Source organism: Streptomyces sp. NPDC006551, assembly GCF_040611675.1.
Taxonomy (GTDB): Bacteria; Actinomycetota; Actinomycetes; order Streptomycetales; family Streptomycetaceae; genus Streptomyces.
On the sequence record NZ_JBEXOT010000002.1, the window covers coordinates 88,023 to 112,297 of the forward strand.

Annotated in this window: 19 protein-coding genes and 1 pseudogene; 5 read left to right on the forward strand and 15 right to left on the reverse strand. The window is 73.0% G+C overall.

The features are described from left to right. Nucleotides 1-5: 5 nt before the first annotated feature. From ABZY12_RS03005 to ABZY12_RS03015, 3 genes are all read right to left on the reverse strand, one after another. Nucleotides 6-452 carry an Lrp/AsnC family transcriptional regulator gene (locus tag ABZY12_RS03005; protein ID WP_356886466.1) on the reverse strand — a complete coding sequence of 149 codons (447 nt, stop codon included), beginning with the start codon at nucleotides 450-452 and terminating at the stop codon, nucleotides 6-8. Nucleotides 453-592: 140 nt separating this feature from the next. Beyond that, nucleotides 593-2,296: a DUF885 domain-containing protein gene (locus ABZY12_RS03010; protein WP_356886468.1), complete on the reverse strand. Its 1,704-nt coding sequence runs from the start codon at nucleotides 2,294-2,296 to the stop codon at nucleotides 593-595. A 49-nt stretch (nucleotides 2,297-2,345) separates the two neighbouring features. Further along, nucleotides 2,346-2,843 carry an Lrp/AsnC family transcriptional regulator gene (locus ABZY12_RS03015; RefSeq protein ID WP_356886470.1) on the reverse strand — a complete coding sequence of 166 codons (498 nt, stop codon included), beginning with the start codon at nucleotides 2,841-2,843 and terminating at the stop codon, nucleotides 2,346-2,348. A gap of 60 nt (nucleotides 2,844-2,903) precedes the next feature. Between ABZY12_RS03015 and ABZY12_RS03020 the strand changes: the two genes are divergently transcribed. Then, nucleotides 2,904-4,121: a PLP-dependent transferase gene (locus ABZY12_RS03020; protein WP_356886472.1), complete on the forward strand. Its 1,218-nt coding sequence runs from the start codon at nucleotides 2,904-2,906 to the stop codon at nucleotides 4,119-4,121. Here the strand turns inward: ABZY12_RS03020 and ABZY12_RS03025 are convergent. The 5 genes from ABZY12_RS03025 to ABZY12_RS03045 all read right to left on the reverse strand — a co-directional run bounded on the left by ABZY12_RS03025 (nucleotide 4,033) and on the right by ABZY12_RS03045 (nucleotide 12,949). After that, complete coding sequence (locus ABZY12_RS03025; protein ID WP_356886474.1) at nucleotides 4,033-5,460, reverse strand: GNAT family N-acetyltransferase; 1,428 nt, start codon at nucleotides 5,458-5,460, stop codon at nucleotides 4,033-4,035. The two genes, ABZY12_RS03020 and ABZY12_RS03025, sit on opposite strands and share 89 nt — an antisense overlap. 166 nt (nucleotides 5,461-5,626) lie before the next feature. After that, nucleotides 5,627-8,281 carry a DUF6493 family protein gene (locus tag ABZY12_RS03030; RefSeq protein WP_356886476.1) on the reverse strand — a complete coding sequence of 885 codons (2,655 nt, stop codon included), beginning with the start codon at nucleotides 8,279-8,281 and terminating at the stop codon, nucleotides 5,627-5,629. Continuing rightward, nucleotides 8,278-9,648: an SWIM zinc finger family protein gene (locus tag ABZY12_RS03035; RefSeq protein ID WP_356886478.1), complete on the reverse strand. Its 1,371-nt coding sequence runs from the start codon at nucleotides 9,646-9,648 to the stop codon at nucleotides 8,278-8,280. The genes ABZY12_RS03030 and ABZY12_RS03035 overlap by 4 nt, the downstream gene beginning before the upstream one ends. Nucleotides 9,649-9,738: 90 nt before the next feature. Next, a complete protein-coding gene (locus ABZY12_RS03040) occupies nucleotides 9,739-11,322 on the reverse strand; it encodes an alkaline phosphatase D family protein (RefSeq protein WP_356886480.1) in 1,584 nt (527 codons plus the stop codon). Nucleotides 11,323-11,452: 130 nt separating this feature from the next. After that, nucleotides 11,453-12,949, reverse strand: a complete 1,497-nt coding sequence (locus tag ABZY12_RS03045; RefSeq protein ID WP_356886482.1) for a PLP-dependent aminotransferase family protein — start codon at nucleotides 12,947-12,949, stop codon at nucleotides 11,453-11,455. Nucleotides 12,950-12,996: 47 nt separating this feature from the next. On the opposite strand from ABZY12_RS03045, the pseudogene ABZY12_RS03050 reads away from it, so the two are divergent. Further along, nucleotides 12,997-13,833, forward strand: a pseudogene (locus ABZY12_RS03050) (DMT family transporter); the annotation flags it as partial. Nucleotides 13,834-13,875: 42 nt separating this feature from the next. On the opposite strand, the gene ABZY12_RS03055 reads toward ABZY12_RS03050, so the two are convergent. After that, complete coding sequence (locus ABZY12_RS03055) at nucleotides 13,876-14,706, reverse strand: alpha/beta fold hydrolase (RefSeq protein ID WP_356886484.1); 831 nt, start codon at nucleotides 14,704-14,706, stop codon at nucleotides 13,876-13,878. Nucleotides 14,707-14,831: 125 nt separating this feature from the next. Here ABZY12_RS03055 and sigJ point away from each other — a divergent pair, with 125 nt between their 5' ends. After that, a complete protein-coding gene (gene sigJ / locus ABZY12_RS03060) occupies nucleotides 14,832-15,716 on the forward strand; it encodes an RNA polymerase sigma factor SigJ (RefSeq protein WP_356886486.1) in 885 nt (294 codons plus the stop codon). Nucleotides 15,717-16,014: 298 nt separating this feature from the next. Continuing rightward, the gene (locus ABZY12_RS03065) at nucleotides 16,015-16,758 is read left to right on the forward strand and encodes a GntR family transcriptional regulator (RefSeq protein ID WP_356886488.1); all 744 of its coding nucleotides are present in this window, start codon (nucleotides 16,015-16,017) and stop codon (nucleotides 16,756-16,758) included. 139 nt (nucleotides 16,759-16,897) lie between these two features. On the opposite strand, the gene ABZY12_RS03070 is transcribed toward ABZY12_RS03065, so the two are convergent. Continuing rightward, nucleotides 16,898-18,055 carry an ROK family transcriptional regulator gene (locus tag ABZY12_RS03070; RefSeq protein WP_356886490.1) on the reverse strand — a complete coding sequence of 386 codons (1,158 nt, stop codon included), beginning with the start codon at nucleotides 18,053-18,055 and terminating at the stop codon, nucleotides 16,898-16,900. A 143-nt stretch (nucleotides 18,056-18,198) separates the two neighbouring features. Between ABZY12_RS03070 and ABZY12_RS03075 the strand changes: the two genes are divergently transcribed. Then, nucleotides 18,199-18,567: a hypothetical protein gene (locus ABZY12_RS03075; protein ID WP_356886492.1), complete on the forward strand. Its 369-nt coding sequence runs from the start codon at nucleotides 18,199-18,201 to the stop codon at nucleotides 18,565-18,567. A gap of 64 nt (nucleotides 18,568-18,631) precedes the next feature. Here the strand turns inward: ABZY12_RS03075 and mug are convergent, their stop codons facing one another. The 5 genes from mug to ABZY12_RS03100 form a co-directional block, all read right to left on the reverse strand. Further along, nucleotides 18,632-19,201, reverse strand: coding sequence for a G/U mismatch-specific DNA glycosylase (gene mug, locus ABZY12_RS03080; RefSeq protein WP_356886974.1), 570 nt, complete (start codon nucleotides 19,199-19,201; stop codon nucleotides 18,632-18,634). After that, complete coding sequence (gene purB, locus ABZY12_RS03085) at nucleotides 19,198-20,640, reverse strand: adenylosuccinate lyase (RefSeq protein ID WP_356886494.1); 1,443 nt, start codon at nucleotides 20,638-20,640, stop codon at nucleotides 19,198-19,200. Before purB ends, mug begins: the two co-directional genes overlap by 4 nt. Nucleotides 20,641-20,770: 130 nt before the next feature. Then, nucleotides 20,771-21,550: an SGNH/GDSL hydrolase family protein gene (locus ABZY12_RS03090; protein WP_356886496.1), complete on the reverse strand. Its 780-nt coding sequence runs from the start codon at nucleotides 21,548-21,550 to the stop codon at nucleotides 20,771-20,773. 185 nt (nucleotides 21,551-21,735) lie between these two features. Continuing rightward, nucleotides 21,736-22,755, reverse strand: a complete 1,020-nt coding sequence (locus ABZY12_RS03095) for a hemolysin family protein (RefSeq protein WP_356886498.1) — start codon at nucleotides 22,753-22,755, stop codon at nucleotides 21,736-21,738. Beyond that, a complete protein-coding gene (locus tag ABZY12_RS03100; RefSeq protein WP_356886500.1) occupies nucleotides 22,752-24,092 on the reverse strand; it encodes a hemolysin family protein in 1,341 nt (446 codons plus the stop codon). The genes ABZY12_RS03095 and ABZY12_RS03100 overlap by 4 nt, the downstream gene beginning before the upstream one ends. Nucleotides 24,093-24,275 lie beyond the last annotated feature (183 nt).

The window sequence follows — 24,275 nt, forward strand, 5'->3', positions numbered from 1 at the left end:
CGGTGTCAGCGGCTGATCGCGCGCCGGGGGAGTGGCGAGGAGTAGACGACGCTGGTCGTCACCGAGCCCAGCGTCATGACCTTCCCGGAGATCTCCTCCAGGTGCCGCATGGACCGCGCGGCCACCTTCATGACGAAACAGTCGTCGCCGGTCACGTGGTGCGCCTCCAGGATCTCCGGCATCGCGTCGATCAGGTCGTGGAACGGCTTGTAGTTGCCGTGCGGATAGCGCAACCTGACGAAGGCCAGTATCGGCAGCCCGAGCCGCTCCTGATCGACCACGGCCGTGTACCCGGCGATCACCCCGGTCTCCTCCAGTCGGCGCACCCGCTCCGTCACGGCGGACGCGGACATGGAGACGGTCCGCGCCAGCTCGGCGAAGCTGGCGCGGCCCTGGCTCTGCAGGGCTTCGATGATCCGCCAGTCGGTGGCGTCCGGTGCGTATCCGCTCATGCGGGAGAGATAGCAGGGCGATCCCCGGCCGATCAAGCGATGACCGGGGAGTTCTCGCGGTCCGGACACGCCGGGGCGGTGGAATCCCTGTTCGGGGGCGGCCCGCCGCCCGGCGCCGCCGCTCCTGTCCGTCTCCAGCGTCAGAGACGCGAGATCTCGTCCACCAGGTCGTCCAGACCCAGCGGCCCCTGCGACAGCGCCGCCATGTGCCACGCCTTCGCGTCGAACGCGTCGCCGTGTGCGGCCATCGCGTTGGCCCGGCCCAGCAGCCACGCCCGCTCGCCCAGCTTGTAGCCGATCGCCTGGCCCGGCATCGACAGATAGCGCGTCATCTCGCTCTCGACGAACGACGGCGGGCGGCTGCTGTGCTGCTGGAAGAACTCCTGCGCGAGCTCCGGCGTCCACCGCTCGCCCGGGTGGAACGGCGAGTCCGCCGGGATCTCCAGCCGCAGGTGCATGCCGATGTCGACGATCACCCGGCAGGCCCGCATCATCTGGGCGTCCAGGTAGCCCAGCCGACGCTCGGCGTCCGGCAGGAAGCCCAGCTCGTCCATGAGCCGCTCCGCGTAGAGCGCCCAGCCCTCCGCGTTGGCGCTGACCCCGCCGATCGTCGCCTGGTAGCGGGAGAGCTGGTCGGCGACGTGCACCCACTGGGCGATCTGCAGATGATGGCCGGGGACGCCCTCGTGGTACCAGGTCGACACCAGGTCGTAGACGGGGAAGCGGGTCTCGCCGTCGACCGGCAGCCAGGTGCGGCCGGGGCGCGAGAAGTCCTCCGAGGGGCCGGTGTAGTACGGGGCGGCGGCGCTGCCCGGCGGGGCGATCCGGGACTCCACCTTCCGTACTCTCTCCGCGAGTTCGAAATGGGTGCCGTCGAGCGCCTCGATCGCCTCGTCCATCAGGTTCTGCAGCCAGACGCGGACCTCCTCGACGCCCTCGATGTGGGTGCCGTGGACATCCAGGTGCGCGAGCGCCTCCCACGGGCCGGAGCCGGGAAGGATGCGCTCCGCCTCGGACCTCATCTCGGCCAGGAGACGGTGGTATTCGGACCAGCCGTACGCGTACGCCTGATCCAGGTCCAGGTCGGTGCCGTTGAAATACCGCGACCAGCGCTGGTAGCGCTCGCGGCCCACCGTGTCGGGAGCGCCGGCGACCGCGGGGGCGTAGACGTCGCGCATCCAGTCCCGCAGGGACACGACGGCCTCGTTGGCGATCCGGCCGGCGGCGGCGAGTTCGGTACGCAGCTCCGGATCGAGGGAATCGGGCCTGGAGGCGGCGAACTCCTCGAACCAGCCGGGGCTCGCGGAGTCCGCCCCCGACCACTCGGTCAACTGGTCGACGAAGGTGGCGGTCGGCCGCGGGCCGCCCAGGAGCTTGCGCTCCAGGCCCAGTTGGAGCGAGGCGCGGTAGCCCTCCAGCGCCGCCGGCACCGCGCGCAGTCGCTGGGCGACGGCCTTCCAGTCCTCCGCGGTCTCCGTCGGCATCACGGTGAAGACCATGCGCACACTGTGCGCGGGCGAGCGCATGTTGCTGACCGTGCACAGACCCTCGTCGGCGTCGTGGACGGCGAGTTCGGCCGTCAGACGCTCCCGCAGCAGCCGTCCGCAGCGGCGCTCGGCATCGGTGTCCGCGCCCGGCCGCCGCTCGGCCTCGTCGAGCAGTTCCAGGGTGCGGCGGGCGAGTCGGGCCACCGCCTCCTGTCCCGCGGGCGAGAAGTCGGGCAGGAGGCCGGCACTCTCTTTGACTCCCAGGTATGTACCGGTGATCGGGTCGAGTGCGATGAGTGCGTCGACGTAGGTGTCGGCGACCTGGCGGGGCAGCGCGGTGCTGGAAGTCTCTGGCATGAGGCTCATCCTCGTCTCTCCACGGGCCTCGCGTCATCCTCAATCGATCTCAGTCGGCTGACAAATGAGCGCTCGGGGACGGCGGCAGGAGCGGTCCGCACTCCCACTGCTGGAAGATCAGCCGGGTCTCGACACGGGCCACCTCGCGGCGCGACGTGAACTCGTCCAGGACGAGTCGTTGCAGGTCGGCGGGGTCGGCGACGGCCACGTGCACCAGATAGTCGTCGGGTCCGGTGAGATGGAACAGCGCCCGGGACTCCGGTAGCGCGCGAATCCGGTCGACGAACGGACCGATCAGTTCCCGCCGGTGCGGACGTACCTGGACGAGGAGAAGCGCTTCGAGGCCGCGGCCGAGTTTGGCCGGATCCAATCGGAGCTGGTGCCCCAGGATCACTCCGGTGCGGCGCAGCCTGGCGACCCGGTCCAGGCAGGTGGAGGGTGCCACCCCGACCTCGGCGGCGAGCTCGCGGTAGGTGGTCCGTGCGTCGTTCTGCAGGAGGCGAAGAATGTGCAGATCGACCGCGTCCAGTACGACAGAATCGGCCATGCGGCGAACGTAACACGGTGTTTCTCCCCTACCCTCCGGTATCCGTTCACAGTTCCGCCCATGGACTACGACGCCTCGACCACCCCCAGGGCTCTGGCCACCGAAGCCGTGCACGCCGGCCGCGAGGACCTCGCCGGGCTCGGCCTGCATGCCCCGCCGCTCGATCTGTCGACCACCTACCCGTCGTACGACACCCGGGCCGAGGCCGCGCGGATCGACGACTTCGCGACCACCGGGGCCCGGCTGGACGGCCCGCCCGTCTACGCGCGCCTCGACAACCCCACCACCGCGCGCTTCGAGGAGGCCCTCGCCCGCCTGGAGGGGACCGACTCCGCGGTGGCCTTCGCCAGTGGCATGGCGGCCCTCACCGCCGTCCTGCTGGTCCGGGCGAGCCTCGGTCTGCGCCATGTGGTCGCCGTCCGGCCGTTGTACGGCTGCAGCGACCATCTGCTGAACGCGGGCCTGCTCGGCACGGAGGTGACCTGGACCGACCCGGCGGGCATCGCGGAGGCGATCCGTCCGGACACCGGTCTGGTGATGGTGGAGACGCCGGCCAATCCGACGCTGGCCGAGGTGGACATCCGGGCCGTCGCCCACGCCTGCGGCTCGGTGCCGCTGCTGGTGGACAACACCTTCGCCACCCCGGTGCTCCAGCGGCCGGCCGAGCACGGGGCGCGGATCGTGCTGCACAGCGCGACCAAGTACCTGGGCGGACACGGCGACGTCATGGGCGGCGTCGTGGCCTGCGACGAGGAGTTCGCCCGCGCGCTGCGCCAGGTGCGATTCGCGACCGGCGGTGTGCTCCACCCGCTGGCCGGCTATCTGCTGCTGCGCGGGCTCTCCACCCTTCCGGTACGGGTGCGGGCGGCATCGGCGACGGCCGCGGAGCTGGTCCGGCGGCTCGCCGCCGACCCGCGCGTCGCCCGTGTCCACTATCCGAAGGTGGGCGGCGCGATGGTCTCCTTCGAGGTGTACGGAGACCCGCACGACGTGATCGCCGGGGTACGGCTGATCACGCCGGCCGTCAGTCTCGGCAGCGTCGACACCCTGATCCAGCACCCGGCCTCCATCAGCCACCGGATCGTGGCCGAGGGAGACCGGCGCTCGGCGGGCGTCAGCGACCGGCTGCTGCGGATGTCGGTCGGTCTGGAGGACGTCGAGGACCTGTGGCGGGACCTGACCCAGGCCCTCAGCGCTCCGCCTGCCGATACGTCCCGCCCTGGAGCTCCTCGTGCGGCGGGCGGCTCCGTTCCGGAGTCGCGGCCAGCCGGGCGGTGATGACGAGCGTCCCCTCCTCGATCTGATAGTCGAGGGGCAGGTTCAGCGCCCGCATGGCGGCGACCATCCCGGTGTTGGAGGACTGCGTGACGGCGTAGACGCTCTCGCAGCCCGCCTCGACGGCCATCGCGACCAGTCGGCCGAGCAGTTCGGAGCCGATACCGCGACGCTGCCAGTCGTCCTCGACCATCAGGGCGACCTCCGTCTCGTCGCCGTCCCAGAGCAGATGGCCGAGGGCGACGAGACGGCCCGAGGCCGTCTGCACGGCGAGCGTACGGCCGAAGCGGGGGCTGAGGAGATGGGTGAGATAGCGGTCGGCGTCGCTCACCGGACCGTGGTAGCGCAGGCTCAGGGTGCGCTCGGAGCAGCGGTCGTGCATCGCGCGCGCCGCGACCAGGTCGCGCTGGTCGGCGCGGCGGACGGTGATCTCGTTGCCCTCGGGCAGGGTGAGCACGTCCTGGCTGCGCGGCACGCGCGGGCCGAGCCGGGCGTCGAGCTCCACGAGCGCGCGGGCGCGGGCGAACTCGGTCGGGGTGAACGGCAGATACGGCCGCTCGATGGTGATCGCCCCGCCGCCCGGGTCGCGCAGCCGCATCACCGTCTCTTCGAGGACGCCCTCGACAGGGGCGCTCTCACCGGTGGGGCGGCCGGTCAGGGAGACGGCCGGCAGTGAGTGGATGGTGCAGCGGCCGAGGAGCTGTCGGAGCGCCAGGGGCAGTTCGGCCGCGTCCAGGGCGGTACGGGTCGCGAGGCCGAGCAGCCGGGTGGGGGTGTCCACCAGGTCGTGGGCGTCGGCTCGTTCGATCCAGGTGCCGCTGCCACCCGCCGCGGCGATCTCGCGCGTGAGGTGGCCGGCCTGGAGCGTGGCCGGTGCGCGCAGCAGGAACTCGTCGACCGTGCCCTCGGCGAGCGGGTGGGTCTGCAGGGTCAGGATGTCCACTCCGTGCCGGGCCAGCGCCGTGCACAGCGCGGCGAGGCTGCCGGGGGTGTCGCGGACCGTGGTCCGCATCCGCCACAGCACGGTCGCGACGGGCTCGGCGGCCTCGTCGCGTTCCGGAGTTCCACCGTCGGCCCGTGACGGCGGCGCGGACCCGCCGCCGGGATCGGTGGCGGGCGGCGCATGGCTGTGACGCCGTGCCCACCATGTGTGGAACGTGGCGGTGGCGATCAGCGCGATCGCCGAGAACACCAGCATGTACGGACCCTCGGCGCCGCGGACGACGGTCTTGGCGACGGTGTCCGCCACCACCACGGCCGTGAAGAGGGCGGCCAGTTCGATGAGGTCCCGCCGCCAGTGGTGCGGACGGCGGGCGCTCTTCGCGGAAGTCACATCAGTCATGACCTCACTGTGACCCAGCGGTGTTGCGTGATCACGAACGCTTTGTGACTGACGGGTTAAGCGCTGATCTGGGGGTTTAGTGACTGTTTTCAACCACTTGTGGGCGGAACTGATCGGCCCGTGGTGAGGTCCTGTCACCGAGTCACCGAGTCACCGAGTCACCGAGTCACTGGAGCGCCTTCCGCAGACGCTTCGCCTGGACGACGAGCTGCGAGGAACCGCGCCGCGCCGCCACGGTGTCGAGCCCCGGTATCTCCGCCTTCGCGCCGCAGCGTTCCGCACACTCGGCGGCCACGTCCAGGAGCTCGCCGAGACCGCGCACCGGCTTCTCCGCCGCGAGCAGCGTCGGCAGCGCGCCCGCGAGGACACTCCACGTCGTGGCGTACGCGCCCGTGGCGGCGGCCGTACGGCACGCGTCCGCGAGCCGGTTGGGCTTGAGCGTCCCCTCGGCGACGAGCCCGGCCAGGGTGGCGCCCAGGCGCGGCTGGTCCAGATCACCCCGCGCGGCGAGCACGAGGAACGTGTCCACGGCGGTCAGCCGGTCCTCCGCGTGCCGCGCCCCCAGGGCGATGGCGAGCGCGAGATGAACGGCCGGACCCACCGGGCCCTCGCACTCGGCGAGCGCGGTCAGCCCCCAGTTCGCCCCGCGCTGGTCCCACTGGGCACCGCCCGCCAGCGACGGCAGCAGCCAGGCCGCCAGGGTCTCTCGGTCGTCGGGAAGGACGCTCGTCCAGTTCTGACGTTCCCCGGTCCAGTAGTGACATCGCTCCGAGGTCTCGGTGAGCGGAGCACCCAGCCACTGGAAGGCGGGCGGAAAGTCCTGCCGCAGGGCCCGCCGCTCGCGGATCTCGAGCACGATGCGGTCGGCCATCCACCACCTCCCGCTCGTCGCGCCGGACCTCCGGGTGAGGAAGCGGACGCCGGGGGCCAGCGACTCGTCCGTCGCCAGCCAGTCCTTCAGCCGCGCACCGGCGCGGGTGCCGAGGGCCGCCGCCTCGGCGGCCGCCCGCGGAGCCGAAGGGTCGCCCTTCCGGACGCGAAGCAGCGCCTGCGCGAGGTCAACGGGCGCCGGTTCGACACCCGAGTCCCGGTAGCCACGCAGCCGCTCGACCAGGACCACCGGGTCGATCGCGCCGGTGTGCCAGGTGGGCGCGGCGAGCAGGAACGGCAGCCGGGAGCTGCCGATCCGATGGGCCGTCTCCCACAGCCGGGCGTCGACGACCCCGGCGAGCGTGTGGTGCACACAGGACGTGGAGCCATGCCGGCGCACCAGGCCGTCGCGGATGAACGACTGCCGCACCCTGCCCAGCAGGGCGGCGAGCACCACCTCGATGCCGTGCGTGGTGTGCGCGAAGTGGTTCGTCCGGAGGCCTTTGTCGTGCCTGCCCATCCAGTGGGCGTCGGCGAAGGCCGTCGCCACCGCCTCCACCAGAGCCGCCCGGTCCCGGTGTGCGTGCCGGACCAGGCCGTCCAACGCCCGTTCGAACTCCTCCGGCGCGCTCGTGCGCCCCTTGGACAGGGCCACCAGATCCTCGACCAGCTCGGCCACCGTCTCCGCCGGGGGCGCCACCGGGCGCAGTGCGGGGACGGGCGGCAGGATCTCCTCGTACGGAGTGTCGTCGACGCCGCCGACCAGAAAGCCACCGAACAGCTCCTCGGCCACCTGCCGGTGCCCGGGGCCCAACAGCTCGGCCGCCCCCGCCAGTTCCAGCCGCACCCGCTCGTCGACCGAGTGGAGGTGGCGGCCCACCAGCTTCAGCGCCCGCTCCTGGACGGTGTTGTCCGCGTGCCCGAACGCGTCCGCCACGACCGGCAGGAGGGCGGCCGCCGCGCCCGGGTCCCGCTTCAGGACCTTGCCGAGGAGCGTCAACTGCGCCCGCACCAGCTTCTTCTCGGTACGGAAGAGCACCGGGCCCGACATCTCGGCCAGACCCTCGACGGACAGCACGCCCTCCGTCGCGAGCTCCGCGAGGATCTCCTGTGCATAGCCCGCGACCGGTGACGGCGCGTCGGCCGCCATCCCGGTCCAATCGGCGATCCGGCCGATCCGCTCCTTCCTCGTCGGCCCGAGGGTCTGGAGCAGGGCGAGCGGAAAGCGGAGATCGCGGAGCCGGCCACCGCGCAGGAGCCGCGCGACGCAGCCCTCGATCATGGCGTCCCGATCCAGCAGCCCCTCACGGGTGAGTGTGGCGAGCGCCGTGGGCCAGTGGCCGGAACTCTTCGGCTCGGTCCACCAGGTGAGCGGATCCGGAGTCTCGGCGATCTCGAAGAAGCGGGGGACCAGCACCGGTGTCCGCGGGTCCGTGCGCAGCCGGTCGAGGAGGCCCGAGCCGACCACCTGCCGCGTCCAGCCGACGACATAGGAGTCCGTCCTGGGCACCGGACAGCCGGAGAGCACGACGAGATCGTGGACGAGGCCGTAATCGCTCTCCACCACGGCGGGCCGCTCGGCCAGCCGCTGCGCCACATCGGCGAGCCAGGCCGGATCCCGGTCGCCGAGCACCCCGATGACCAGGGAACCGTCGCGCGACCCCCAGTCCATCAGGTCGCGGCCCCCGATCCAGGCGGCGGCCGCCGCCGCTCCCGTGTGACACCCGGCGCCCGCGACCCGCAACGTCCGCTGGATCCGGCCCGCCTCGGACCAGCGGTCCCATCCCCAGCCGCGCACCTCGGTCCGCAGGGCCTTCAGCTCCACCAGCGCGGCCTTGCGCGCGGCCGCGTCCAGGGGATTCAGCAGTCCGGGAACGTCCTCGGCCCGCCCCTCGCGGACCGCGTCCAACAGCCGCGTGATCTCCACGCCCACTCCCGTGATCCCCGTCATCGCACGCCTCCGGCGACGCCGCCGCCCCGCCTGACCATCCGCACCGCCAGCGCGTGTTTGCACGGCCCGCGCCGGCCCCGGTAGTCCGCCCACCACTGGCAGGTGCAGCTCAGCGCGCCACCCGACTCGCGCACCTGATACCGCCGCTCGCCCGAGGTGACCGTCGCGAGCGCGCCGTCGAGCACCACCGCGTCCTCGGCGACCAGGGCGCGGGCGGTCACCAGCCGGGGATTGTGCCGCTCGGCGCGGTCGGCGTCGTACGGCAGCTCCCGGTGGAAGTAGGCCGCGTCCGCCACGTCGTACCCCACGCGCCCCGCCGTGCCGAGGCGGGTCAGGGCGGCGCGCACCCGGTCCACCGTGAGTCCCGACTCCGCGGCCAGCTCGGCCGGATCGATGCGCGGCTCCCAGGCCAGCAGGACCGACACCAGCTCCGCGTCCCGCTCCGCCTCCGGTGTGGCGAGCGCCTCCAGGACGCCGCCCTCGCCGGAGAAGCCCCGCGCGGCGTCCGGCGAGAGGGTGAGCGTCAGCCGCATCCCCGGGAGCGTGAGCTCCCAGGCGCTCGCCGTCGCGGCCCCGTCCGGCACCGGCCCGTACACCCGCAGCGCCGTCGCGTGCCGCAGCACCCGCTCCAGGGCCACCAGCCGGTCGGGCCCGGGCAGACAGACCGCGCCCGCGACCGGCCGGGTCGTCGGCCGCAGCGTCCTGCCGGACTGGACGACCCACAAGGGGCCCCGGCCCCGCCCCTGCGAACGGGGCAGCGAGCGGAGGAACCGGACGGCCTCCGCGCCGGTGAGCTCGGCCCGCAGGTCGAACCCGGCGGAGGCGACCTGCGCCTCGGCGAAACCCCGCAGCCAGCGGTCCGGCAGCGGCACCTTCTTCTCCACGACCGCGCCCTCGAGCGTGGTCACCGCCAGCTCCTCGGGACCCACACGGAGATGGAGCGGATCGTCCCCCGTCATCCGGGACAGCGCCTCGCGCAGCGGGTTGTTGACGTCGACGTTGGTGGTGCCGTGACCGGTCTCGGCGCCGTCGAGACCCTCGCTCAGCACGTCCAGCCGGGCGTACACCCCGCCGCACCCGGAGAACGACTCGAACCGCAGCCGGTCGCCGTTCCCCGTCACGACCGGGTCGAGCGAGCCCGGCCGTATCCGCTGGTGATAGCGGGCCGCCGCCACGTCCGCGACCGCGAGCAGACCGCGCGCCGCGACCTGAGGAAACGTCAGGAAACCGGAGAAGAAGCGGGGATGGGCCTCGGCACCGGCGGGCGTCAGCCCTCCGGAGGTCTCGAGACCGAGCCGCCGGCCGGCTCCCGAGGAACCCAGGGCGGAGGGGCGTGCGTAGGCGAGCGCCTGTACGGATCGCGTCATGCGAAAGACGTTAGGACCCACCACTGACAATCGGCCTCGACGCCGTCGTCCCCGCCCGCCCGCCGCACCTCCTCGGCCGTCACCCGGGCGTCACTGCCCCACGCGGCCCGGCTGCAGCACCTTGCTGAACAGCACCGTCCCGCCCTCCGCACGGAGCCTGACCGTCAGTTCACCGCTGCCACCGTCGATGTCGACCTCGCCGAAGTACTGCGGGCTCTCCATCGGCGAGACGTTCGCCCGCTCCGGCGCCCGGACGAAGACCCGTTCCGGGCCGAAGGTGGCGTCCAGCTTGTTGGCCGGGAAGCCGCCCGCCGCCAGCGGCCCGGAGACGAACTCCCAGAACGGCGCGAAGTCCTGGAAGGCCGCCCGCTCCGGCGCGTAGTGCTGCGCCGAGGTGTAGTGCACATCGGCGGTCAGCCACAGCGTGCCGGTGATCCTCCGGTGCTTGACGAACCGCAGCAACTCCGCGATCTGCAGCTCCCGGCCGAGCGGGGCGCCCGGGTCCCCCTGGGCGATCGCCTCGATGTTCGCCGCGCCGTCCGGGACGACCAGGCCGAGCGGCATGTCCGCCGCGAGGACCTTCCACACGGCCCGCGAACGGCTCAGCTCCCGCTTGAGCCAGGCGAGCTGGGCCTCGCCCAGGATGCCGGTCGTGTCGTCCGCCTGCCGGCCGGGCGAGTTGGCGTTGCGGTACGAGCGCATGTCGAGCACGAACACGTCGAGCAGCGGCCCGTACCGCACCACGCGGTGCATCCGGCCGTCCGCGTCGCCACCGCGCGCGTGGAGCGTGGAGACCGGGAAGTACTCGCCGAACGCGCGCGAGGCACGGGCCGCGAGCACGTCCACGTCCTTCTCCGTGTAGCGCGGGTCGTCCAGGATCTGGCCGGGATACCAGTTGTTGCGGACCTCGTGGTCGTCCCACTGCACGATCGACGGCACCTGCGCGTTGAAGGCGCGCACGTTGTGGTCGAGGAGGTTGTAGCGGAAGTTGCCGCGGTACTCGTCCAGCGTCTCGGCGACCTTCGACTTCTCCGGTGTGGTGACGTTCCGCCAGATCCGGCCGTCCGGCAGCGTCACGCTCGGCTGGAGGGGCCCGTCGGCGTAGATGGTGTCCCCGCTGCACAGGAAGAAGTCCGGGTCCAGCCGGCGCATCTCCTCGTACGCCCGGAAGCCGCCGATCTCGGGGTTGATCCCCCATCCCTGCCCGGCGATGTCCCCCGACCACACGAAGCGCACGCCGTCGCGTCGGCGGGCCGGAGCCGTACGGAAGGTGCCGACGACCGGCTCGCCCGTACGCCGCGGGTCGTCCGGGTCCTCGAGGGTGACGCGGTAGTGGATCTGCTCACCGGCGGGCAGGCCGCGCAGCGCGGTCGTCCCGGTGAAGTCGCTGCCCGCACCCAGGAGGGGCCCGTAGTGGCGGTGGCCGCGGCGGAACGATTCGCTCGCCGCGGTCTCCACGATCACGCGGGCGGGCCGGTCCGACCGGACCCACACCAGACCGGAGGAGGCGGTGACGTCCCCGGTCTGCACGCCCCACGCGGCCCGGGGCCGCCCCGACAGGGCCAGTGCCGGGGCCGACGCGGCCCCGCCCAGGGTGAGCGCCGCGGAGGCGGCCAGCGAGCCGCGCAGCACACTGCGGCGGGCGGGGGACGGACCGGGGGTGCGGTGTGACATCGAGGGGCCTCCAAAGCCTGGGCCGGGTGGGTGCGTTGTGCCGCCCCATGCCTAAGCGACGGGTGCGGCGCGGACACGAACCCCGCGTGAACAAACCGAAGCCGGCCCTCTCCCCGGCCGGCCCCCCGGCTCAGCCGGCGCCCGCCGCTCCCGTCGCCCCCACCGCCTCACGGGCCCGCGCGGCCAGGCCGACCCCGCGCGCGATCTCGGACGGCGCCAGATGGGCGTATCCGATGACGAGCCGGACGGCGCCGTCAGCCGGGCGGGCCGTTCCGTACTCCTCCAGCGGCCGCAGGACCACCCCGGCGGACGCCGCACGCTCCAGGAAGAGCGAGGTCGGCCCGTAACGCCCCGGCACGCGCGCGATGATGTGCAGTCCGGCGGCGATCCCGCTCACCCGGGTGCCGGGGAAGTGCTCCTCAAGGGCCGCCACCAGGGCGTCCCGCCGCTCCCGGTACGCCCGCTGGCAGCGGCGCAGCTGCCGGTCGTAGGCGCCGCTCGTCACGAACTCGGCCAGCAGCGCCTGGTCCAGGGCGGGGTTGCCGAGGTCCATCGTCCGCTTGCGCTCCACGATGTCCGCCACCATGCCCTCCGGCACCAGCATCCAGCCGAGCCGCAGCCCCGGAGCGAGGGACTTGCTCACCGAGCCGGTGTACACGACGCGTTCCGGGTCGAGGCCCTGGAGCGCGCCGACCGGCGCCCGGTCGTAGCGGAAGTCCCCGTCGTAGTCGTCCTCCAGGATCCAGCCGTCCACGGTCCGCGCCCAGTCGAGCAGTTCCGCCCTGCGGGCCGGCGAGTACGCGATCCCGGAGGGGAACTGGTGCGAGGGCGTCGTCACCACCGCACGCAGCCCCGACGCGGCGAGCGGACCGGGCATCAGCCCCTCCTCGTCCATCGGCAGCCACACCGTGTCCATACCGGTGGAGGCGAACAGCCGCCCGTGCTCCGGGCTGCCCGGGTCCTCGATGCCGACCGTCCGCTGTCCGCGCGCCCGCAGGACGAAGCCGAGCAGCGTCGACGCCTGCGCCACCCCCGAGCAGACGACCAGACGCTCCGGATCGGCCACCACCCCGCGCCGCCGCGCCAGCATCCCGGCCAGCGCGGTCCGCAACTCCGGCAGCCCTCGCGGGTCGGGATACCCGAGCGACCGGTGGGGCAGCCGGGACAGTACGGAGCGGTGCGCCGCCGCCCACGCGGACCGGGGGAAGAGCGAGAGGTCCGGCGTTCCCGGGCGGAAGTCGACCGTGCCGGCCCCGACGCCCGGCGCGCGCGGCGCGAGGTCCCGCGCTCCCTGCGCGGCGGCCGCCCGCACCGCCTCGCCCACCCATGTGCCCGAGCCCCGGTCGCTGCGGAGGTAGCCCTCGGCGGTGAGCTGTTCGTACGCCTCGGTCACCAGGCCCCGCGAGACACCGAGGTCGGCCGCCAGGTCACGGCTGGACGGCAGCCGGGTCCCCGGCGTCAGCCGGCCGGCGCGCACCGCCTCGCGCAGGGCCTCCCGCAGCGCCCGGCCGCGCCGCCGGGCCGGGGCGGCCACCGCGGGAAGCAGCAGCTCCCAGGCGGGATGCGCGCCCTCCGTGGGGGAGCCGGGGTCCGGCGCGGTACGGGAAGTGGTCCCCGATGTCGTCATGGAAGTGGACCTTAAACCGGACCGCGCCGCTTCCTAACGTCGGGACCATGAACGCGAACTCCCTGCGCGGGGCGCTCCTCGTGACCCTCGCCTACGCCCTCGTCGGCGCCTCCTTCACCGCCAACAGCCTCCTCGGCGACTATCCGTACGCGGGTGGCCAGGCCCTGCGCTACGGCGCCGCCTGTCTGCTCCTGCTGCCCCTCCTCGGCTCCGGCGGTCTCGCCCCGCTCCGTGGGCTGACCGGCCGCCACTGGGTCCGTCTCGCCCTGCTCGCGGCCGTCGGCATGGTCGGCTTCAACCTCGCGGTCCTCGCGGCGGAACGCACCGCCGAACCGGCCGTCCCCGGTGTCCTGGTGGGCTGCGCCCCGGTCGTGGTGGCCGTGCTCGTCCCGCTCCTCGACGGGCGCAGGCCCACCCGCCCGGTTCTCCTCGGGGCGCTGCTCGTGGCCGCCGGGGCCTTCACCGTGCAGGGCTGGGGCCGTACCGACCTGGCCGGCCTCCTCTACTCCGTGGGAGCCCTGGCGGGCGAGGTCGGCTTCACCGTCCTCGCCGTGCCGGTGCTGCGGCCGCTCGGCCCGAAGCTGCTCACGGCCGTCGTCTGCGCGATCGCGGCCGCGGAATCGGCCCTGCTCGGTCTCGTCGTGGACGGCGGCGCGTTCCTGCGGATGCCGACGGCCGTGGAGACGGGGGCCCTGGTGTGGCAGGCCGTCCTGGCCACGGTCGTCGGTTTCGTCCTGTTCTACATGGGGGCCCAGCGGATCGGTATGGAGCGGGCCACCCTCTACACCGGTGCCATTCCGGTGGCCGCCGCCCTGACCGCCGTCCTGGTCTCGACCGGTGGCTTCGGCCTTCCGCAGGCCGTCGGCAGCGTGCTGGTGGGCGCCGGAGCGGTCCTCGGGACGGGGCTGTTCACGCGCGCGGGGCGGTCAGCGGCTGCCGTCCAGGATCACCCGCGCGACAAGAGCCGGGTCGTCGTTCATGGGCACATGACCGCAGCCCGGAAGCCGGACGAGCCGGGCGCCGGGCACGGTGCGCTTGGCCCGGACGCCCTGCCGGCGCAGCAGCAGCCGGTCGCGGGTTCCCCACGCGATGGTGACGGGCACGGCGGGCACGTCGTCGTCGAACACCACGGCCCGGCCGGCCTCCAGTGTGCGGCGGAATCCGGTGGCCTCGCGCAGGGCGAGCGTCTCGGCGACCACCGCCTGCGGTGAACGGCGCCCGGGTCGTGCGTAGATGGTGCTGGTGAGGGCGGTCCGCCCGGCCGCGGTGCGGGAGAGGCGCTCGATCACCGGCACCGGCATCGCCAGCGCGGCGACCCGCATCGCGCGCAGTGTCCCGAACGCGTACAGCCGCTCGCGCTCCGACCAGAAACCGGCCGGGGAGAGGGCGGTCACCGAACGCACCAGCTTCTCCCGGCCGAGCCGCAGCGACAGGAGCCCGCCCAGCGAGTTCCCCGCGACGTGCGGCCGATCGATGCCGAGAGCCTCACAGAACGCGCCGAGGACCGGCACGACGGTCGACAGGTCGTACGCGCATCCCTCCGGAAGCGCGGGGGAGGCGCCGAAACCCGGCAGGTCGACGGCGACGACATCGCGCTCGGCCGCGAGGACGTCGAGGACCGGCTCCCACGCCTGCCAGTGGTGACCGATGCCGTGGAGCAGCAGCAACGGCTCGCCCGCACCCCTGCGTTCGTACGTCATAGAGACCGTGCGGGGACCCCCGGGAGACGGAATCGTGAACGAGATCTGTGCGGACATGCGCCTGCTCCCTGTCGTCGGCACCTTTTAGACGCCCTGTCAGCAAGAATTACCGACGGGTAGCGCGGAGTTCAAGGGCGCGGACGGAACTGGACAGGACCGGCCCGGTCGGCTGGGATGGGGGAGTGGCGACCGAGACGACGACCGACGTTTTCCAAGAGCACCGGCCGATGCTCACCGGCGTGGCCTACCGCATGCTCGGCCGCGTCGCCGACGCCGAGGACGTGGTCCAGGAGGCGTGGCTGCGCTGGTCGGCCGCGGACCGCTCGGACGTCCGCGAACCGCGCGCCTATCTCGTACGCGTCACCACCCGGCTCGCCCTCGACCGGCTCCGCCAGGTGCGGGCGCGCCGCGAGTCCTACGTAGGACCCTGGCTGCCCGAACCCGTGGTCACCGACTTCGGCCCGGCCGTTCCCGACACCGCCGAGCGCGCCATGCTCGCCGACTCCGTCTCCCTCGCCGTGCTCGTCGTCCTGGAATCCCTCTCGCCCCTGGAGCGCGCGGTCTTCGTGCTGCGCGAGGCCTTCGGCTTCCCCTTCGCGGAGATCGCGACCACGCTCGACCGTTCCGAGGCCGCCGTCCGACAGCTCGCGGCGCGGGCCCGCCGCCATGTCGACGAGCGCAGGCCGCGGTACGACGTCGATCCGGCCGAGCGGCGCGACCTCACCGAACGCTTCCTCGCGGCCGCGGCCGGCGGCGACCTCGAACAGCTCCTCACGCTCCTCGCCCCGGACGTACGCCTGGTCGGCGACAGCGGCGGCAAGGCCAAGGCGCCGCTGCGGATCATGGAGAGCGCCGACAAGGTCGGCCGCTTCCTCTCCGCCGTGGCGCAGGGCACCGAGGAGCTCTACGAGTTCCGCTTCGTGGAGGTCAACGGTGCGCCCGCCCTGCTCAGCCTGGCCGACGGCACGCCGGACTCTCTCTTCCAGATCGAGGTACGTGACGGACGCGTCCAGTGCGTCTACATCGTCCGCAACCCCGACAAGCTGGGCGGCCTGACCGTCGACTGACCGGCCGCCGACATCCAGTGCCCCGCCTCGGCGCCCCGAGGCGGGGCACTGTGCTGTGCGCGGCTCCCCGAGACAGTGGCTTCCCGAGGCGGCGGCTCACGGAGGCGGCGGCTCACGGGGGCGCGAACGTCGTGTGAACGATCCATGCCGGAGGCTCCGATTCCTGAGCATCCGACGCAGGATTGGTCTTGACCAAGGGGGTGTGCCGCTTTATGGTCGCAGAGTTAGTGCAGGAACCTTTAATAAACAAGGGCGCGGAAAACCGCCGCGGGACACGGCGAATGTGCGGAGGATCAGGGTGGGGACCACGCAGCTGGAATCGGTGCCGGAGCCCAAGTACTGGCACCTGAAGACCGTGATCAGCGAAGCGCTCGACTCCGACTTCGCGGTCGGGGAGATCCTGCCCAACGAGCGGGATCTGGCCGCGCGCTTCGGCGTCGCCCGTGCCACGCTCCGGCAGGCCCTGGAACAGCTGGAGCTGGAGGGCCGCCTGCAGCGCCGCCGCGGTGTCGGTACGACCGTCGCCCCGCCCCGCGTGGGCGTGGACGTCTCCACCACCCAGCACACCTGGCCCGGCGTCACCGAGGAGACCTGGCAGTCCGTCGACTGCGCCGTCGCCGCGGCGCCCCCGGCCGTGGCACGACTCCTGGACATCGAGCCCGACGAGCAGGTGCACGTCGTGCGCCGGCTGCGCGCCACGCACGGGCAGCCCGTCGCGGCCGAGTTGTTGTACGTGCCGTCCGGCTCGGTCCCCGGACTCGGCGCGACCGGTGCCGCCGCGACCGGTCCCGCCCGCGCCCGCGGTGTGCTGCGCGAACTCCAGCGCCTCGCCCTGGACGGCCAGGACCGCGCCGTGGAGCTGGGCTCCGCCCGCGCCGACGACGCCAAGGAGCTGGACCGCCTGCCCGGCGCCCCCGTCCTCGTCGTGACGACCCGCTATCTCTCCGAGGGCCGCACCGCCGCCGTCTCCGTCGCCACCTACCGCGCCGACACCTGCCGGCTCACCTTCGGCGATTCGGGCGACCTGGTGATGGCCTCCTGACGGGCCCCGCCCCTTCGACGATCCGAGCCCGTGAGGAACGCCGCACCGACGGCGCGTCTCACGGGCTCGCCGCCGTTCAGGCCCGGCGCGGTCCCTTCCGCTCAGCCCCGGCCTCGACCGCGCACGGTCGTCCGGCCGCTCAGCGGCGGGCCGTCACCGTCCGCTCCACCGCGAACAGCTGTTCCTCCACGTGGTCGAGGGCCAGCCGCAGCGCCCCGGTGCCGACCGCCGAGTCGCCCAGCATCGACAGGACCACCCGTGGCGGCCGCAGACAGAAACGCGCGAGTTCGTCCCGCAGCGGCTGCAGGACACCGTCCAGGCCCGCCGCCCAGCCGCCGATCACCACCAGCTCCGGATCGAGGGCCAGGACCAGCGCCGCCACGTCGTGGACCAGGCGCTGCGTGAAGCGTTCCACCGCGGCCCGCGCGCGGGCGTCGCCGCCGCGCGCCAGGGTGAAGACCTCGGCGACCGCCTGCTCGTCCAGGGGATGCAGCGGCTCGTCCGTGGTCGAGAGCAGATGCTCGGGCGTGACCCCCCGGCCCAGCAGATGCAGCGCCCCGATCTCCCCGGCCGCCCCGCCGTACCCGCGGTGCAGCCGCCCGCCGATCAGCGAACCCGCCCCCGGGCTCAGCCCCGCCAGGACGAAGACGATGTCGTCGGAGTCGGTCGCCGCGCCCTTCCAGTGCTCCGCCACCGCGGCCGCGTTCGCGTCGTTCTCCACCAGCACCGGGCAGCGGAAGGAACGCCGCAGCCGCTCGCCGAGCGCGAGACCGGTCCAGCCCGGCAGCGCGGTGCCGAGCCGCACCGTGCCGTCCGCCTCCACGATCCCGGGCGTCCCGACACCGACAGCCCGCAGACTGGACCGGGGAACCCCGGCCCTGCGCAGGACGTCGGCGACGACCGTACGGACCCGCTCCAGGCGCTCGTCCTCCGGTGCCGTCTCCGAGACCTCCCGGGCCCCGGCGCCGATGATCCGGCCGTCCAGGCCGGAGAGCAGCGCCGCCACCCGGTGCGGGCCGATCTCGATGCCGAGCAGATGCCCCGCCTCCGCACGGAAGCGGAACCTCCGGGCCGGCCGCCCCTGGCGCCTCGCCTCACCCTCCTCGGGCGCCACCTCGACGACGAGCCCGCCCACGATGAGCCCTTCGACCACACCCTCGACCGTCGGCCGCGACAGGCCCGTGACCCGGGTGAGATCGGTCAGCGTGAGCGCGTCGGCGCCCCGCAGAGCATGGAGTACCACCGCGGAATTGATCCGCCGCAGCAGCGACGGATCCCCGCCGGTCAGCCGCCCCACCGTGTGTCCTTCCAGCTCGTGCGCATGTCTGCCGGATGTTACTCAATGGACCGGAGGGCGGCGAGCGCCGCCCGCGCCCGCCGGGGCGGCCACGGAAGCCTGACGGAGTACCAGCTGTCAGACCCCGGAACTTTACTGGACCCATGACGCTCGCACAGCACCTCGCCGTCCTCGACCTGCTGCGCGCCCGCGCGTTCCCCCAGGAGGGTTACCACCTCGCGGAGTTAGCCGTCGGCGGCCCGTCCGAGGAGCAGGCGGAGGCCGAACGTGAGGCGCTCGCCCTGGCCCTCGCCGGCCGCTGGGGACCGCCGGCGCTCGTCGGCCTCTCCTCGATGCTCGCCCGGCACGGCGAGGGAGAGGCGATACCCCGCCCCTGGGACCTGCTCTGCACCTCCGTGGCCGACATCCAGCTCTGGCGGGTCGGGGACCGATGGGTCGCGCTGGGGCTCGCGCGGTGGGGCGAGGCCGAGTTCCGGCTCGTCGCCTGCCACACCGAGGTGGACCCGCCCTGAGCCGGAGACCTGCACCCGGGCACGGTCCTGCGCATCCTCCGTGCGCCGACCCCGGGCATGGTCCCTACGCATCCTCCGTACGCCGGTCGGGCACCCCCGCGGCCACCCGCAGCCGGGCGAACTCCTCCGCCATCGACTCCGCCGTCCAGTGGGCGTTGAGTCCGCTCGGATTGGGCAGCGCCCAGACCCGGGTGTCACCGATCATCCGCTCCTGCGGCCCGATGAGCGCCTTGCGCTCCCCGAAAGCCGTCCGGTACGCGGTGATGCCGACGACCGCCAGCCAGCGCGGACGCAGCCGCTCCACCCGCTCGGTCAGCAGTCGGCCGCCCTCCCGGAACTCCTCCTCGGTCAGCTCGTCGGCCCGCGCGCTCGCCCGTGCCACCACGTTCGTGATCCCGAGGCCGTACGACAGCAGTTCCTCCTGCTCCGACGGCTTCAACTGGCGCGGGGTGAAGCCCGACCGATGGAGCACCGGCCAGAACCGGTTGCCCGGGCGCGCGAAGTGATGGCCCGCCGCCGCGGACATCAGACCCGGGTTGATCCCGCAGAAGAGTACGGAAAGGCCGCTCGCGGCCACGTCGGGGACGACGCGGTCGCGAGCGGCCTCGAGCTCCCGCGGGGTGAACCCGGTCAGAGGATCGACCCGGGGGTGTACCCGGCGGCCTCCGGGTGCTGCTTGACGATCTCCTCGATACGGGAGACCACGGCGCCCACCTGGTCGGCGGCGGCACCGGTGAAGGACAGCTTGTCGGCCATCAGCGCGTCGAGCCGCGCCCGGTCGAGCGGGATCCGCTCGTCGGCGGCCAGCTTGTCCAGGAGCTCGTTGCGTTCGGCGCCCTGCTCACGCATGGCGAGCGCGGAGGCGACGGCGTTCTCCTTGATGGCCTCGTGGGCGACCTCGCGGCCCACTCCGGCGCGCACGGCGCCCATGAGGACCTTGGTCGTGGCCAGGAAGGGGAGGTAGCGGTCCAGTTCGCGGGCGACGACGGCCGGGAAGGCGCCGAACTCGTCGAGCACGGTCAGGAAGGTCTCGAGCAGACCGTCGAAGGCGAAGAACGCGTCCGGCAGCGCCACCCGGCGGACCACCGAGCAGGAGACGTCGCCCTCGTTCCACTGGTCGCCCGCCAGCTCGCCGGTCATCGACGCGTAGCCGCGCAGGATGACCATCAGACCGTTGACGCGCTCGCAGGAGCGGGTGTTCATCTTGTGCGGCATCGCGGAGGAGCCGACCTGGCCGGGCTTGAAGCCCTCGGTGACCAGCTCGTGGCCCGCCATCAGACGGATCGTCTTGGCGACCGACGAGGGCGCGGCGGCCAGCTGCACGAGCGCGGTGACCACGTCGTAGTCGAGCGAGCGCGGGTAGACCTGGCCGACCGAGGTGAAGGCGTGCGCGAAGCCGAGGTGTCCGGCGATGCGCTGCTCCAGCTCCGCCAGCTTGGCCGCGTCGCCGCCGAGCAGGTCGAGCATGTCCTGGGCGGTGCCGACCGGGCCCTTGATGCCGCGCAGCGGGTAGCGGCCGAGGAGGTCCTCGAGACGGCCGTAGGCGACGAGCAGCTCGTCGGCGGCGGTCGCGAAACGCTTGCCGAGGGTGGTGGCCTGGGCGGCGACGTTGTGGGAGCGGCCGGCCATGACCAGCTCGGCGTATTCGCCGGCGAGCTTGCCGAGGCGGGCCAGGACGGCGACGGTGCGGTCGCGCATCAGCTCCAGCGAGAGCCGGATCTGCAGCTGCTCGACGTTCTCGGTGAGGTCACGGGAGGTCATGCCCTTGTGGACGTGCTCGTGACCGGCGAGGGCGTTGAACTCCTCGATCCGGGCCTTCACGTCGTGCCGGGTGACCTTCTCGCGCTCGGCGATGGAGGCGAGGTCGACCTGGTCGAGCACGCGCTCGTAGTCGGCGAGGGCCGCGTCCGGAACCTCGATCCCGAGGTCCTTCTGGGCACGCAGTACGGCGAGCCACAGCTGACGCTCCAGCTTCACCTTCTGCTCGGGGGACCAGAGGACGGCGAGCTCCGCGGAGGCGTAGCGGCCGGCCAGGACATTGGGGATGCGGGGCTTCGCAGTCACAGCAGTCACGTGACCAGATTCTACTGGCGGTTTCTGCAGGCCAGCGCCATGCCCGGGTTTGTCTCTTGCTACGAGACCCCGGTCACGTCGGCCGCCCGCACGCCGCACCGGCGTCGTCGCGACGAGGCCCGGGGCCGGCTCACGCCACCGGCGGCTCGTACGGCAGGAGTTCGGGCCGCTTGGCCGGCCGGCCGTCGCCGGAGGAGCGGCCGGTCAGGCGGCGGCCGATCCAGGGGCCGAGGTGTTCCCTGGCGAAGCGGGCGTCCACGACGCGCCGGGTCATCCACCCCGGGCGCACGGCCACCGGCAGCGGTGCCCGCCAGTCGTCCTCGGGGTCCATGCCGAGTGCCTGCCACACGGCCTCGGCCACCCGCCGGTGCCCCTCCCCGGTCAGATGGAGCCGGTCCACGTCCCACAGGCGCGGGTCGCCGAGCGCGGGCGCCCCGTACAGGTCGACCACCAGGGCGCCGTGCCGGGCGGCGAGCTCGTCGACGTACCCGAAGAGCTCCTCCATGCGCGGCCGGAACCGCTCCATGACCGGGCCCTGGCGACCGGGGCTGCGCATCAGGACCAGCTGCCCGCAGGAGGGTGCCAGCCGCTCGACCGCCTCGGTCAGCAGCCCGCGCACCCGCCCCATGTCGCACTTGGGCCGCAGGGTGTCGTTCAGGCCGCCGACCAGGGTCACCACGTCCGCCTTCATCGCGGCGGCCAGGTCCACCTGCTCCTCGACGATCTGGCCGATGAGCTTTCCGCGTACGGCGAGATTCGCGTACCGGAAATCGGGCGTACGCGCGGCCAGCCGGGCCGCGAGGAGGTCCGCCCAGCCCCGGTACGTGCCGTCGGGCAGCCGGTCCGACATGCCCTCGGTGAAGCTGTCCCCGACGGTGACAAGACTGGTGTAGGTGGCATTCATCTCCATGGCGGAGCGATCATACCGTGCGGTATGGGAGCGGGAATCCGCCGGAGGCCGGGAGTGGAGTCCCGCGCCACACCCACTCCGGCGACCGCCCGCGCCCCGACGCCCTGCGCGCGGCGACCCTCCCTGTGACACGGCGGAGCCCCGGGGCGCGTGGAACGCGCCCCGGGGCTCCCGGCGGGTTGGAGTCACTGCGCCGTCGGCCGGCCCACCAGCTCCCGCAGCACGTCCTCCATCGTGACGAGGCCGGCCAGCTTGCCGTCCTCGTCCAGGACAGCCGCCAGATGCGTGCGACTGCGGCGCATCGCCGTCAGGACATCGTCCATCGGCGTCGCCGCCCGCACCCGGGCGATCGGCCGCATCGACGCGACCGGGAACGGCAGGTCGCGCGGCGCCGCGTCCAAGGCGTCCTTCACATGGAGGTAGCCGAGGATCCGGCGGCCCGAGTCGACCACCGGGAAGCGGGAGAAGCCCGACTCCGCCGAGAGCGCCTCCAGCGCCTCGGGTGTCGTGCCCACCGCCGCGTACACGACCTTCTCCAGCGGCATGACGACATCCCGCACCGGACGGCGCCCCAGCTCCAGGGCGTCGTGCAGCCGCTCGGCCGCACGGTCGTCCAGCAGGCCGGCGACGCCCGAGTCCGTCACCATCCGGGCCAGCTCGTCGTCCGAGAACGTCGCCGAGACCTCGTCCCTCGTCTCCACCCGCAACAGCTTGAGCAGGGCGTTGGCGAAGGCGTTGATCGTGAAGATCACCGGGCGCAGCGCCCGGGCGAGGGCGACCAGCGGCGGGCCGAGGAGCAGCGCGGAACGCGTCGGTTCCGCCAGCGCGATGTTCTTCGGGACCATCTCGCCGAGCAGCATGTGCAGATAGGTCGCCACGGACAGCGCGATCACGAACGAGATCGGGTGCACGAGGCCGTGCGGCACACCGGCCGCGTCGAAGACCGGCTCGAGCAGATGCGCGATGGCCGGCTCGGCGACGATGCCGAGCACCAGGGTGCACAGCGTGATGCCGAGCTGCGCCGCGGCGAGCAGCGCCGAGACGTGCTCCAGACCCCAGATGACGCTGCGGGCCCGCCGGTTCCCGGCCTCCGCCTCCGGCTCGATCTGACTGCGGCGTACGGAGATCAGGGCGAACTCCGCGCCGACGAAGAAGGCGTTCACGACCAGGGTCAGAAGGCCGATCAGCAGCTGGATGGCGGTCATCGGCCCGCCTCCCCGGTCTCGTCGGAGCCGTCGTCGCGCGGTGCGTGCATCAGCACGCGCGCCGCCCGGCGCCCGGAGGCGTCCACCACGTCGAGCCTCCAGTCGGCCAGCTCCACCTGGTCACCGACCGCCGGGATCCGGCCCAGCTCGGTGGCGAGGACTCCCGCCAGCGTCTCGTAGGGGCCGTCCGGGACACGCAGGCCGATCGCCTCCAGCTGGTCCGTACGGGCCGCGCCGTCGGCGGACCAGAGGTCGCGTCCGTCCGCGTCCACGCCCGCCGGCGCCAGATCCGGGGTCTCGTGCGGGTCGTGCTCGTCGCGCACCTCGCCGACGACCTCCTCCATGATGTCCTCGAGCGTGGCGACGCCGGCCGTACCGCCGTACTCGTCGATGACGACGGCCATCGTCTGCCGGCCCGAGAGCTGGTCGAGCAGCCGGTCCACGGTCAGGGTCTCCGGGACGAGCAGCGGCTCGCGCAACATGTCCCCGATCCGGCGCAGGCGCCGCTCGCCGGCCGGTATCGCCAGGACGTCCTTGATGTGGGCGATCCCGACCACGGAGTCGAGGTTCCCCCGGTACACGGGGAAGCGGGACAGACCGGTCGCGCGCGTCGCGTTGGCGACGTCCTCGGCGGTGGCCTGCACCTCCAGGGCGGTGACCTGGACCCGCGGCGTCATCACGTTCTCCGCCGTCAGCTCGGCCAGGTTGAGGGTCCGTACGAACAGCTCGGCGGTGTCCGGCTCCAGCGCGCCCTCGCGGGCGGAGTGGCGGGCCAGCGCCACCAGCTCCTGCGGGGAACGCGCGGAGGCCAGCTCCTCGGCCGGCTCCATCCCGATCCGGCGCAGGATCCGGTTCGCGGTGTTGTTGAGATGGCTGATCAGCGGCTTGAACGCGGCGGTGAAGACCCGCTGCGGGGTGGCCACCCGCTTCGCGATCGCCAGCGGCGAGGAGATGGCCCAGTTCTTGGGGACCAGCTCGCCGACGACCATCAGGACGACGGTCGACAGGGCGGTGCCGATGACCAGGGCGACCGACGAGGCGATCGAGGGGGCGAGGCCGATGCCCTCCATCGGCCCGCGGATCAGCTTGGCGATCGAGGGCTCGGCGAGCATGCCGACGACCAGGTTGGTGACGGTGATGCCGAGCTGCGCGCCGGAGAGCTGGAAGGTGAGCGTCTTGACGGCCTTGAGCGCGCTCGCGGCCCCCCGCTCTCCCCGCTCGACGGCCGCTTCCAGCTCGCCGCGCTCGACCGTGGTCAGCGAGAACTCGGCCGCGACGAAGGCGCCGCACGCGAGCGAGAGCAGCAGCGCCACCACGAGAAGAAGCACTTCGATCATCGGTTCACCTCCGTCCCATGGTCGGTCAGGGACGTACGGGGCGCTCGATGTGGGTCGTGGCGCAGGCTGCTACTGGGAGGCTCGCCCATGGGCGGACGCTCACACCTTTCGGTCGTCGGGAAAGAAACACCTATGGTAAAGGACGAGCAAAGCGATCGGGTGATCACCCTCGTGGACCGGCCC

Bases quoted from the DNA above. Each gene is read 5' to 3' on its own strand.
- ABZY12_RS03005 (WP_356886466.1), bottom strand. From the start codon at position 452: ATGAGCGGATACGCACCGGACGCCACCGACTGGCGGATCATCGAAGCC.
- ABZY12_RS03010 (WP_356886468.1), bottom strand. From the start codon at position 2,296: ATGCCAGAGACTTCCAGCACCGCGCTGCCCCGCCAGGTCGCCGACACC.
- ABZY12_RS03015 (WP_356886470.1), bottom strand. From the start codon at position 2,843: ATGGCCGATTCTGTCGTACTGGACGCGGTCGATCTGCACATTCTTCGC.
- ABZY12_RS03020 (WP_356886472.1), top strand. From the start codon at position 2,904: ATGGACTACGACGCCTCGACCACCCCCAGGGCTCTGGCCACCGAAGCC.
- ABZY12_RS03025 (WP_356886474.1), bottom strand. From the start codon at position 5,460: ATGACTGATGTGACTTCCGCGAAGAGCGCCCGCCGTCCGCACCACTGG.
- ABZY12_RS03030 (WP_356886476.1), bottom strand. From the start codon at position 8,281: ATGACGGGGATCACGGGAGTGGGCGTGGAGATCACGCGGCTGTTGGAC.
- ABZY12_RS03035 (WP_356886478.1), bottom strand. From the start codon at position 9,648: ATGACGCGATCCGTACAGGCGCTCGCCTACGCACGCCCCTCCGCCCTG.
- ABZY12_RS03040 (WP_356886480.1), bottom strand. From the start codon at position 11,322: ATGTCACACCGCACCCCCGGTCCGTCCCCCGCCCGCCGCAGTGTGCTG.
- ABZY12_RS03045 (WP_356886482.1), bottom strand. From the start codon at position 12,949: ATGACGACATCGGGGACCACTTCCCGTACCGCGCCGGACCCCGGCTCC.
- ABZY12_RS03055 (WP_356886484.1), bottom strand. From the start codon at position 14,706: ATGTCCGCACAGATCTCGTTCACGATTCCGTCTCCCGGGGGTCCCCGC.
- ABZY12_RS03075 (WP_356886492.1), top strand. From the start codon at position 18,199: ATGACGCTCGCACAGCACCTCGCCGTCCTCGACCTGCTGCGCGCCCGC.
- ABZY12_RS03090 (WP_356886496.1), bottom strand. From the start codon at position 21,550: ATGGAGATGAATGCCACCTACACCAGTCTTGTCACCGTCGGGGACAGC.
- ABZY12_RS03095 (WP_356886498.1), bottom strand. From the start codon at position 22,755: ATGACCGCCATCCAGCTGCTGATCGGCCTTCTGACCCTGGTCGTGAAC.
- ABZY12_RS03100 (WP_356886500.1), bottom strand. From the start codon at position 24,092: ATGATCGAAGTGCTTCTTCTCGTGGTGGCGCTGCTGCTCTCGCTCGCG.